Origin of the sequence: Streptomyces sp. E11-3, assembly GCF_046540415.1 — a bacterium.
GTDB lineage: Bacteria > Actinomycetota > Actinomycetes > Streptomycetales > Streptomycetaceae > Streptomyces.
This window is the reverse complement of the sequence record NZ_JAZGRL010000001.1, coordinates 1,447,202-1,457,286: the sequence shown is the minus strand read 5'-3', so window position 1 is coordinate 1,457,286 and position 10,085 is coordinate 1,447,202. Positions and strand designations below refer to the sequence as shown.

General features: G+C 67.2%; 11 protein-coding genes. 7 read left to right on the top strand and 4 right to left on the bottom strand.

From position 1 onward, the window contains the following. The 3 genes from U9R90_RS06720 to U9R90_RS06710 all read left to right on the top strand — a co-directional run. The coding region (locus U9R90_RS06720) for a hypothetical protein (protein WP_411055462.1) at nucleotides 1-320 on the top strand (320 nt) is incomplete at its 5' end. 309 nt (nucleotides 321-629) lie between these two features. Further along, complete coding sequence (gene gcl, locus U9R90_RS06715) at nucleotides 630-2,417, top strand: glyoxylate carboligase (protein WP_411055461.1); 1,788 nt, start codon at nucleotides 630-632, stop codon at nucleotides 2,415-2,417. 511 nt (nucleotides 2,418-2,928) lie between these two features. Beyond that, complete coding sequence (locus U9R90_RS06710) at nucleotides 2,929-3,150, top strand: DUF397 domain-containing protein (RefSeq protein ID WP_411055460.1); 222 nt, start codon at nucleotides 2,929-2,931, stop codon at nucleotides 3,148-3,150. Nucleotides 3,151-3,167: 17 nt separating this feature from the next. Here the strand turns inward: U9R90_RS06710 and U9R90_RS06705 are convergent, their stop codons facing one another. The 4 genes from U9R90_RS06705 to U9R90_RS06690 all read right to left on the bottom strand — a co-directional run bounded on the left by U9R90_RS06705 (nucleotide 3,168) and on the right by U9R90_RS06690 (nucleotide 8,217). Beyond that, nucleotides 3,168-3,998 (bottom strand): helix-turn-helix domain-containing protein, encoded by an 831-nt coding sequence (locus U9R90_RS06705; protein WP_411055459.1) that lies wholly within the window; start codon nucleotides 3,996-3,998, stop codon nucleotides 3,168-3,170. A gap of 780 nt (nucleotides 3,999-4,778) precedes the next feature. Further along, complete coding sequence (locus U9R90_RS06700; RefSeq protein ID WP_411055458.1) at nucleotides 4,779-6,236, bottom strand: catalase; 1,458 nt, start codon at nucleotides 6,234-6,236, stop codon at nucleotides 4,779-4,781. Between the two features lie 208 nt (nucleotides 6,237-6,444). After that, the gene (locus tag U9R90_RS06695) at nucleotides 6,445-7,344 is read right to left on the bottom strand and encodes a 2-hydroxy-3-oxopropionate reductase (RefSeq protein WP_411055457.1); all 900 of its coding nucleotides are present in this window, start codon (nucleotides 7,342-7,344) and stop codon (nucleotides 6,445-6,447) included. Nucleotides 7,345-7,377: 33 nt separating this feature from the next. Further along, entirely contained in the window at nucleotides 7,378-8,217 is an 840-nt protein-coding gene (locus U9R90_RS06690; RefSeq protein WP_411055456.1) for a TIM barrel protein, read from the bottom strand. A gap of 124 nt (nucleotides 8,218-8,341) precedes the next feature. On the opposite strand from U9R90_RS06690, the gene U9R90_RS06685 reads away from it, so the two are divergent. The 4 genes from U9R90_RS06685 to uraH all read left to right on the top strand — a co-directional run bounded on the left by U9R90_RS06685 (nucleotide 8,342) and on the right by uraH (nucleotide 10,081). Next, nucleotides 8,342-8,596 (top strand): hypothetical protein, encoded by a 255-nt coding sequence (locus U9R90_RS06685; protein WP_411055455.1) that lies wholly within the window; start codon nucleotides 8,342-8,344, stop codon nucleotides 8,594-8,596. Next, nucleotides 8,593-8,970, top strand: coding sequence for a helix-turn-helix domain-containing protein (locus tag U9R90_RS06680; protein WP_411055454.1), 378 nt, complete (start codon nucleotides 8,593-8,595; stop codon nucleotides 8,968-8,970). Before U9R90_RS06685 ends, U9R90_RS06680 begins: the two co-directional genes overlap by 4 nt. Before the next feature lie 167 nt (nucleotides 8,971-9,137). Next, a complete protein-coding gene (gene uraD, locus U9R90_RS06675; RefSeq protein WP_411055453.1) occupies nucleotides 9,138-9,659 on the top strand; it encodes a 2-oxo-4-hydroxy-4-carboxy-5-ureidoimidazoline decarboxylase in 522 nt (173 codons plus the stop codon). A gap of 23 nt (nucleotides 9,660-9,682) precedes the next feature. Continuing rightward, complete coding sequence (gene uraH / locus U9R90_RS06670; protein WP_411055452.1) at nucleotides 9,683-10,081, top strand: hydroxyisourate hydrolase; 399 nt, start codon at nucleotides 9,683-9,685, stop codon at nucleotides 10,079-10,081. Nucleotides 10,082-10,085 lie beyond the last annotated feature (4 nt).

The window sequence follows — 10,085 nt, the reverse complement described above, 5'->3', positions numbered from 1 at the left end:
GCGGGGCGGGAGGGGAGCTCTCGGCGTCAAAGACGCTGGAGCTGTCGGGGTCGGGCCTCTGGGGCCTCTGGGGCCTCTGGGGTGTATCCGGTGTGTCGGGTCTGTCGGCCACGGGCCGTATCGGGATGCGCAGCACCGCCCCGCAGGCGCACCCCAGCTCCGGCTGCGGCCACTGGTCATGGCGCCCGCAGGCCGGGCAGCGCACGGTCACCCAGTCGTCCGCCCAGGTGCGGTGGGTGATCGGCACCGGGGCCACCCCGCGCCGTACCGGGGGTGCGACGGGTTCGCCGCAGCTGCAGGGGAAGGCCGGGGGAGCGTAGAGGTGCTCCCGACGGCAGGCCGGGCAGTGCACCGGCACGCTCTCGCCCATGGCGGCCTCTCGCTCTAGACGTCTGTCGGTCGTCGTACCCCCGAATGCGTTCTGTGTGCCCATCGTCCGCCAGGAGTGAACCCGGCGGGAGCACTTCCGGCCATCTCCTCCTCGTCTCCGCGGGGCTCCCCGGCTCTGTGGGCCTTGACGCCTCCCCTGACCTCCCCATACATTGCTTCCGTATTGCAGAATATTACTTTCGCATCGTGAAAGTCACGAAAGTGCGAGAGTGCCCGACAGGTCGACGCAGGAGTACTCGATGCCTCGAATGACAGCCGCAGCAGCGGCAGTGGAGATCCTCAAGCGCGAGGGCGTGACGAACGCGTTCGGCGTGCCGGGCGCCGCGATCAACCCCTTCTACAAGGCCCTTCAGCAGGTCGGCGGGATCGACCACACCCTCGCTCGGCACGTCGAGGGCGCCTCGCACATGGCCGAGGGCTACACCCGTACCAACCCCGGCAACATCGGCGTCTGCATCGGCACGTCGGGCCCCGCGGGCACCGACATGATCACCGGGCTCTACTCCGCGACCGGTGACTCGATCCCGATCCTCTGCATCACCGGCCAGGCGCCCAGCCACCTCCTGCACAAGGAGGACTTCCAGGCCGTCGACATCGCCTCGATCGCGGGGCCGCTCACCAAGATGGCCGTGACGGTCCTGGAGGCCGCGCAGGTCCCGGGCGTCTTCCAGCAGGCCTTCCACCTGATGCGCTCCGGCCGTCCGGGCCCGGTCCTGATCGACCTGCCGATCGACGTCCAGCTGGCCGAGATCGACTTCGACCCGGACACGTACGAGCCGCTGCCGGTCTACAAGCCGTCCGCGACCCGCGCCCAGATCGAGAAGGCGATCTCCTTCCTGCTGGAGTCCGAGCGCCCGCTGATCGTCGCCGGCGGCGGCATCATCAACGCCGACGCCTCCGACCTGCTGGTCGAGTTCGCCGAGATCACGGGCACGCCCGTCGTGCCGACCCTGATGGGCTGGGGCACCATCCCCGACGACCACGAGCTGAACGCGGGCATGGTCGGCCAGCAGACCGGCCACCGCTACGGCAACGCGACGTTCCTGGAGTCGGACTTCGTCCTCGGCATCGGCAACCGCTGGGCCAACCGCCACACCGGCTACAAGCTGGACGTCTACACCCAGGGCCGCAAGTTCGTGCACGTCGACATCGAGCCGACCCAGATCGGCAAGATCTTCGCCCCGGACTACGGCATCGCCTCCGACGCCAAGGACGCGCTGGAGCTGTTCGTCGAGGTCGCCAAGGAGCTCAAGGCCGCGGGCAAGCTCCCCGACCGCTCCGCCTGGATCGCCTCGCACCTGGAGCGCAAGGGCAGCCTGCAGCGCCGCACGCACTTCGACAACGTGCCGATGAAGCCGCAGCGCGTCTACGAGGAGATGAACAAGGCCTTCGGCCCCGACACGCGCTACGTCACCACCATCGGCCTGTCCCAGATCGCGGGCGCGCAGATGCTGCACGTCTACAAGCCGCGCCACTGGATCAACTGCGGCCAGGCGGGCCCGCTCGGCTGGACCATCCCGGCCGCGCTCGGTGTCGCGACCGCCGACCCGGAGACCCAGGTCGTCGCCCTCTCCGGCGACTACGACTTCCAGTTCATGATCGAAGAGCTGGCCGTCGGCGCGCAGCACCGCATCCCGTACGTCCACGTCCTGGTCAACAACGCCTACCTCGGCCTGATCCGCCAGGCCCAGATCGGCCTGGACATCAACTTCCAGGTCAACCTGGAGTTCGAGAACCAGAACTCCCCTGAGCTGGGCGTCTACGGCGTCGACCACGTCAAGGTCGCCGAGGGCCTCGGCTGCAAGGCGATCCGCGTCACCGAGCCCGACCAGCTCCTGCCGGCCTTCGAGGAGGCCAAGAAGCTGGCGCAGGAGTACCGGGTGCCGGTCGTCGTCGAGGCGATCCTGGAGCGCATCACCAACATCGCGATGAGCAAGACCGCGGACATCAGCGATGTCTCGGAGTTCGAGGAGCTCGCGACGGAGCCGGGCCACGCGCCCACGGCGATCCGCCCGATCACGGCCTGACGCACGACACCACCCGCACCACGGAGGGGCGGTCCACCCGGAGGGGACGGACCGCCCCTTTGGCGTGGGCGACCGCGGTGTGGTGCGGCATCATGCCGTCGTCCGCTGTGGCCTGACGGGTTGTCCGAAGTTGTGTCTACCCGTTGCGGAGCCACCAGACTATGAAGGAGACAAGGGCTCCGCCCGCCGCCGTGCTCGCGCCGCGCACCGCGTTACCGGCGGCCGTCCTGCCCCACTTGTCCCAGTGATCTCGTAACCGTCCGAGGGTCGAGCGATTAGAATCCATCTCAGGGTGCTGCCTTCCCAGTCATGAGGGAGCGCTCTGCGGGGAGCCGCAGGCCGGATGCTTGCCGGCGAGGCCTGACGGCTCCCTTCTTCTGCGCCTTTTCTACTGTGACCTTCTGTTTCTGCTGGTACGCCTCCCGGAGCCTGTCGGAAAACACGTCTTGTCACCCCTCAAGGGGTTGCCCATAATCGGCAGGGCGAGTTTCTCGATCGAGGATCGAGAGTTGTGGCGGAGCTTTCGGGGGTGCTCGTGAAGCCCAGGAGACAGCGGGGCTGGCGCAAGAGCTCGCGCAGCGGGCCGAGCGAGGACTGTCTCGAGATGCTGGAGAGTTCCCGGATACAGGTGAGGGATTCCAAGTTCAGCGAACTGGGTCAAATATCGTTCGGTGTCAGCGCCTGGACCGTGTTCGTGACCTCGATGCGCATGCCTCCGTCTCCTCCTGACTGAGTGGCGTATGTGTGCGCTCACGACCAGTCCCCTTGGGCGATGTCCAGAGCAAGGGAATGCTCGACCTTCCAGAACGCGTCGAGGTAGTCGGATGGACTCTGCCTGCCCGACCTCGGCGTCTTCTCGCTCAGCAGCTCCTCGGTCTCCGGCTTCTCCAGATAGGCGACGAAGTCGTCACTGTCCGGGAACTCGAAGATCGTGTACGGGCTCCTGAACAGCGGGTAGATTCCGACTTTGAACGGCACATACAGAACCGTGACGTTGGGCCGCTCGTTCGCGGCGACGAGAGCCTCGTACTGGTGCCGCATCACGGTCTCCGAGCCGACCTGACGGCGCAGCGTCGACTCGTCGAGGACGTAGAAGAACTCGGCGGACGTGTCCAGCACCTTCTGCCGTCGCATACGGAGTTCCACCCGCTTTCGCATGACGTCCGACGCCGCACCGAAGGCGGCGAGGAGCGCCTCCGAGTATTCCTCCGTCTGTAGTAGACCCGGAATCACGTTGCGGGCGAAATCCCGCACGATCGAGGCGGATTCCTCGTAGGCCAGGTAGGCCTCGAACTCCGGGGACAGGATCTCCTTGTAGCCGGCGTACCACGAGGGCTGGCGTGCCGCCCTGGCCAGTTCGGTCAGTCGGTCCGCCTCTTCGCCGGTGATCCCGTACTTGGCCATCAAGACCATGGCATCCGGGACGTTCACAGGCTTTGCGCCCCCCTCGATCCGGATGACCTTCGAGGGACTCCAGCCGAACGACTCGGCGACCTGTTGCTGGGTGAGGTCGGCGTCCTCACGGCCCTTCCTGAGGCGCTGGGCGAGACGCTGCCTCGAGTACATAGGGTTTTCTGCCACGGTCACATCAGCTCCTTGTGTCCCGTATCAGCTCTGTGGCCACGCAGGCGCACTCGCTGACGTGCGGTAACGGTCGTAACGAACCGGGTCCGGTGCAGGCTGTCGGCACGACTCATCGCCCGATAGGACCATCTGATGTGCATGCTCATGTTGAATAACCATCCCGTGCAGTCCACGGCAGGAGGAACTATCCCTTGAAGCCTTGCGAGACTGTGACGTCCAGCGTTTTACCCTGACCCAGGGTGCTTCATAGCACACCGTGCCACTACACAAAAACTCTTGGCAAGACACGACGTGACGTCATCTCAAAAGGATGTTGCTGACGTGATTTCTGTCGTGAAGAGGCGCCAATGTGTTCAGGGTCTGGCGCGATCGGGATTGATCGAATTCGCGTACGACATAACCCCGTGCCCCCCGCAACGCAAAGAGAGCGCCGAGTACGGGACCGTCCGTACTCGGCGCTCTGGTAGGCGGGGAGGAAGTGAGACCGTCCGACGGCGCAAGGCTGGCGCGACAGGACATTCGCGCCGCCGGACGGAGTCTGGGACTCCCGTAAAGGGGAGGGGAGTTGGCTGGGGCCGCGGCGGATGCGATGGAACGGCCGCCTCCTCCCCTCAGGTCGAGAAGGGGGCACTGCCGGACCTTGACCACCGCACTGGCTCGCATACCGCCGCGGACCCGTGCCTGCCCGCATCGCGCACCACCCCTCATCCGGGTTCGCGTCGCGGGCACGCGCCTGGGGTCTGACCTCCCGTCAGACCCCGGACGCAGCTGGGAAAATCAGTCGTCGCGCAGGGCGCGGACGGCCTCCTCGACGCGCTTGCCGTAGTCGGCGTCCGCGGCGTGGAAGTGGGCGAGGTTCTTCTCGATGACGTCCTCGCGGGACACCTGCGAGAGGCCACCGGCGATGTTGGCCACCAGACGGCCCTTCTCGTCCTCGGACATCAGGCGGTAGAGCTCACCGGCCTGGAAGAAGTGGTCGTCCTTGGTGTGCAGCGGCGCCTCGTGGGTGCCGGTGTAGCCGCTGACCGCCAGCGGGGCGGACAGCGCCTGGCCGGTCTCGGCCGGGCCGTCGTACGAGTTGGGCTCGTAGTTCTTGCGGCCGCGCGGGTAGGCGTTGGACGCCATGAGACCGTCGCGGCCGTAGTTGTCGGCCTGGGTCGCCTTGGGGGCGTTGACCGCCAGCTGGGTGTGGTTGACGCCCAGACGGTACCGGTGCGCGTCCGCGTAGGCGAACAGACGGCCCTGCAGCATCTTGTCGGGCGACGGGCCGATACCCGGAACGAAGTTGTTCGGCGAGAACGCGGACTGCTCGACCTCGGCGAAGACGTTGTCGGGGTTGCGGTCCAGGACCAGGCGGCCGACCCGCTGCAGCGGGTAGTCGCTGTGCGGCCACACCTTGGTGAGGTCGAACGGGTTGAAGCGGTAGTCCGCGGCCTCGGCGGCCGGCATGATCTGCACGTACAGCGTCCAGGACGGGTTCACACCGCGCTCGATGGCCTGCAGCAGGTCCGTCTGGTGGCTGTTGGGGTCCTTGCCCGCCTGCTCGGCGCCCTGCTCCGAGGACAAGCAGCGGATGCCCTGGTTCGTCTTGAAGTGGTACTTGACGAAGAAGGCCTCACCCTGGGCGTTGGTCCACTGGTAGGTGTGGGAGCCGTAGCCGTTCATGTGGCGGTACGAGGCGGGGATGCCGCGGTCGCCCATCAGCCAGGTGATCTGGTGCGTCGCCTCGGGGGCGTGCGCCCAGAAGTCCCAGACGTTGTCCGCCTCCTGCTTGCCCGTGAACGGGTCGCGCTTCTGGGAGTGGATGAAGTCGGGGAACTTGATCGGGTCCTTGATGAAGAACACCGGGGTGTTGTTGCCGACGAGGTCGTAGTTGCCCTCTTCGGTGTAGAACTTCAGGGCGAAGCCGCGCGGGTCACGGACGGCGTCCGCGCCACCGAGGTTGTCGGCCACGGTCGAGAAGCGCAGGAACGTCTCGGTGCGCTTGCCGACGGTGTTCAGGAAGTCGGCGGAGGTGAAGCCGGTGACGTCGTCGGTCACCTCGAAGTAGCCGTACGCGCCGGAGCCACGGGCGTGCACCACGCGCTCCGGGATGCGCTCGCGGTTGAACCGGGCGAGCTTCTCGAGGAGCTGCTGGTCCTGGAGCAGGAGCGGGCCACCGACGCCGGCGGTGGCGGAGTTCTGATTGTCGGCGACCGGGGCGCCAGACTCGGTCGTAAGCACGCGCTTCGACATGGTGACCTTCCGTGCGGGATCTGCTGAGCGGAAGACTGCTTCCGCGATGTGGAGCGTAGGTTCGAGGTGAACCGAACGTCAACAGTTTGTTGAATGAGTGTTCCGGGCGGTGCCGGTACTTGGGCGCGACAGGACAGGTGTCAGCACCGGCACCACCCGGAGATCTGGGGACCCGAAGGGTCAGCTGGTCAGCGGGTCAGGCAGCGGGTCAGTTCGCGACCGGCTGGCCCGACAGGCGCTCGACCGAGCGCAGCAGCGCCGAGTGGTCCAGGCCGCCGTCGCCCTGGGCGCGCAGCGAGGCGACCAGCTGGGCGACCACGCCGCCGACGGGCAGCGCGGCACCGACATTGCGGGCGGCGTCGGTGACGATGCCCATGTCCTTGTGGTGCAGGTCGATCCGGAAGCCCGGCTTGAAGTCGCGGTTCAGGAAGTTGTCCTTCTTGCGGGTCAGCACGGTCGAGCCGGCCAGACCGCCGCCCAGGACGTCGAGCGCGGCCGTCAGGTCCACGCCGGACTTCTCCAGGAAGACCACGGCCTCGGCGCAGGCCTGGATGTTGACCGCGACGATGAGCTGGTTGGCGGCCTTCACCGTCTGGCCCGAGCCGTGCGGGCCGCACAGGACGATGGTCTTGCCGAGGGCCTCCAGGAGCGGCTTGGCCTCGTCGAAGTCGGCCTGCTCACCGCCGACCATGATCGACAGTACGGCCTCGATGGCACCGGCCTCGCCACCGGAGACGGGGGCGTCGATGACGCGGATGCCCTTGTCCTTGGCGTTCTTGGCCAGGTCGACCGAGGTCTGCGGGGTGATCGAGGACATGTCGACGATCAGCGAGCCCGACTTCGCGTTCTCCAGGATGCCGTCCGGGCCGTACGCGATGGCCTCGACCTGCGGCGACGCGGGCACCATCGTCACGATCACGTCGGCGTCCTTGACGGCCTCGGCGATCGACTTGGCGGCGGTGCCACCGGCCGCCGCGAGGCGGTCCAGCTTGTCCTGCTCCAGGGTGAAGCCGGTCACCTGGTAGCCGGCCTTGATCAGGTTCTCGGACATGGGGGAGCCCATGATGCCGAGGCCGATCCACGCGATCTTGGGAAGGTTGTTGCTCATGAGGGTGTCTCCTAAAAGCTTTTGGTACGTGCGTCAGCGCGCGGCGCGGGCCTCGGCGGGCAGCCAGCCGAAGCTCTCGGTGCTGGACCGGTCGCCGGCCTTGTACTCCAGGCCGACCCAGCCGTCGTAACCGGCCTTCTTCAGCTGGTCGAGGAGGTCGGCCAGCGGCAGGTCGCCGGTGCCCGGAGCGCCACGGCCCGGGTTGTCGGCGATCTGGACGTGTCCGGTCTTGGCGGTGTACTTCTCGATCACCTCGGACAGGTCCTCGCCGTTCATGGACAGGTGGTACAGGTCCATGAGGAACTTGGCGTTGCCCAGGCCCGTGGCCTCGTTCACCTTGTCCACGATCTCGATGGCCTTGGGGGCGCTCACGATCGGGCAGAGCGGCGACTCGGGCTTGTTGAGGGCCTCGATCAGCAGGATCGCGCCGACGCGATCTGCGGCACGGGCCGCGATCTGGAGGTTCTCCAGGGCGAGCTTGTCCTGCTCGGCCGGGTCCACGCCCTCGACGCGGTTGCCGTAGAGCGCGTTGAGCGCCTTGCAGCCGACCGAGGCGGCGAAGTCCGCCGCGATGTCGATGTTCGCGCGGAACTTCTCCGACTCCTCGCCGGGGATGGACAGCGCGCCGCGGTCCGGACCCGGCAGCTGGCCGGCGTAGAAGTTCAGCCCCACCAGCTGAACGCCCGCGTCTTCGAGTGCCGACTTCAGGGCGTCGAGCTCGGACTGCGCGGGGGTGGGGGCGTCAACCCAGGGCCACCACAGCTCTACCGCCGTGAAGCCCGCCGCGGCGGCGGCCGCGGGACGCTCCAGAAGCGGGAGCTCCGTGTAGAGGATCGACAGGTTGACGTTGAAGCGCTGGTCCGAGAATCCCATGAGGTTCGGCGCTCCTTCCGTATAGCGGAAAGTTGTTTCTACCTGATGGAAGATTGCCTGCGCCCCTGGTCAGCTGTCAAGTGGGGACTGCCGCAAATCTGCGAACGCGCAGTAGGTTGACCGCGTGCGATTGAGAGTGGAGTTCACAACCGAGCCCTTCGACCTCGACGAGGCACCCGCCCACGCGGTGGTGGCCCGCGATGTCATCCAGGCGGCCGAGCTGGACGCGGTGGACGTCGGCCCCTTCGGCAATACCGCCGAGGGTGGCGCCGATGCCGTACTGACCGCCGTCGACGCCCTGCTGCGCAAGTCCCTGGCGGCCGGAGCCACCCGGGTCTCGCTGCAGGTCAACGTGGTCGGAGAGGGGGAGGAGCGGTGACCGAACCCCGCGATCACCCCTTCGTCGCGGCGGTGAAGCCGCTCATCGACGCCATGGGTGGCGAACTGCTCAGCCCCCAGGACGCGGACGGCGACGACGTGGTCCTGGCCTGGGAGGGCGAGGACGTCCTGGCCGTCCGGCTGCCCCAACTCGCGGACTCCCTGGACCGCATCCTGGCCGCCCTGGAGCGCAAGCACGGCAAGCCGCTGGCCGAGCTGGACCGCAAGGCGAAGCAGGAGGTCGTACGGATACTCGAAGGGCGCGGCGCCTTCTCCGTACGGCACGGCGTGGAGACCGTGGCCGGGGCACTCGGGGTCAGCCGCTTCACCGTTTACAACTACCTGAACAGGGAGAACGCGGCCAAGGGGGAGTAGCCCCGCTGGCCGTCCGGCCCGCCGTCACGCACCGTAGAAGAGTCGTCGCCCGACCGACCGGGCGGCGGCTCTTTTGTTCAATTGGTTTCAACAAAGTGTTGACGTCGTGTTGCGGAAGGTCTTAGCTAATCCCCAGCCCGTCCAGAACAAGCCACGGAGGCTTTCCCGTGACTTCAGGTACCACACCGGGTCTGACCCGGTTCAACACCTTGGAGGAGACTGCGGCCGCCGCAGAGCTCCACGAGGTGTGCGCCAGTTCGGCCTGGGGGAGCAAACTGCTCGCCCAGCGCCCGTACGCCACCGTCGAATCCCTCTTCGCCGCCAGCGACGCCGCCATGGCCGAGCTGACCACAGCGGACCTGGAGGAAGCGATGGCCGGGCACCCGCCGATCGGGCGCCCGAAGCCCGGGGACCCGACCTCGTCGCGCGAGCAGCGCGGCATGGCCGGAGCCTCCGATGAGCTCAAGCGGGAGTTGCTCGAACTCAACCTGGCCTACCAGGACAAGTTCGGTCACGTCTTCCTGATCTGCGCCACCGGTGCCACCGGTGAGCAGATGCTCGCGGCTCTGAAGACCCGGATCGAGAACACCGCCGAGCAGGAGCGGGCCATCGTCCGCACCGAACTCGGCAAGATCAACCGCATCCGGCTGACCCGTCTCACAGAGCAGCAGGACCAGCAGGACCAGTAGGACCAGCAGGAGGAAGACCACTGATGAGCACCGACACCACCGCATCGGTGTCCACCCACATCCTGGACACCAGCATCGGCCGCCCCGCCGAAGCCGTAGCCATCTCCCTCGCCGCCCGCTCGGGCAGCGACCAGGAATGGGTCGCGCTCGGCGGATCGCAGACCGACGCGGACGGGCGCTGCAAGGACCTCCCGGCCCTGCCGGAGGGCACCACCCACGTACGTCTCGACTTCGAGACCGAGGCGTACTTCGCACGTAACGCCAACCAGCAAGCCGAGGCGCAGCAGGACGCCCCCCGCGTAAGGGACAGCGGTGCGTTCTTCCCGGAGGTGGCGATCACGTTCGCCGTCAAGCCGGGCGAGCACTATCACGTACCGCTGCTGCTCAACCCGTTCGGCTACTCCGTTTACCGAGGGAGCTAGCAGA

Bases quoted from the DNA above. Each gene is read 5' to 3' on its own strand.
- gcl (WP_411055461.1), top strand. From the start codon at position 630: ATGCCTCGAATGACAGCCGCAGCAGCGGCAGTGGAGATCCTCAAGCGC.
- U9R90_RS06700 (WP_411055458.1), bottom strand. From the start codon at position 6,236: ATGTCGAAGCGCGTGCTTACGACCGAGTCTGGCGCCCCGGTCGCCGAC.
- U9R90_RS06695 (WP_411055457.1), bottom strand. From the start codon at position 7,344: ATGAGCAACAACCTTCCCAAGATCGCGTGGATCGGCCTCGGCATCATG.
- U9R90_RS06690 (WP_411055456.1), bottom strand. From the start codon at position 8,217: ATGGGATTCTCGGACCAGCGCTTCAACGTCAACCTGTCGATCCTCTAC.
- uraH (WP_411055452.1), top strand. From the start codon at position 9,683: ATGAGCACCGACACCACCGCATCGGTGTCCACCCACATCCTGGACACC.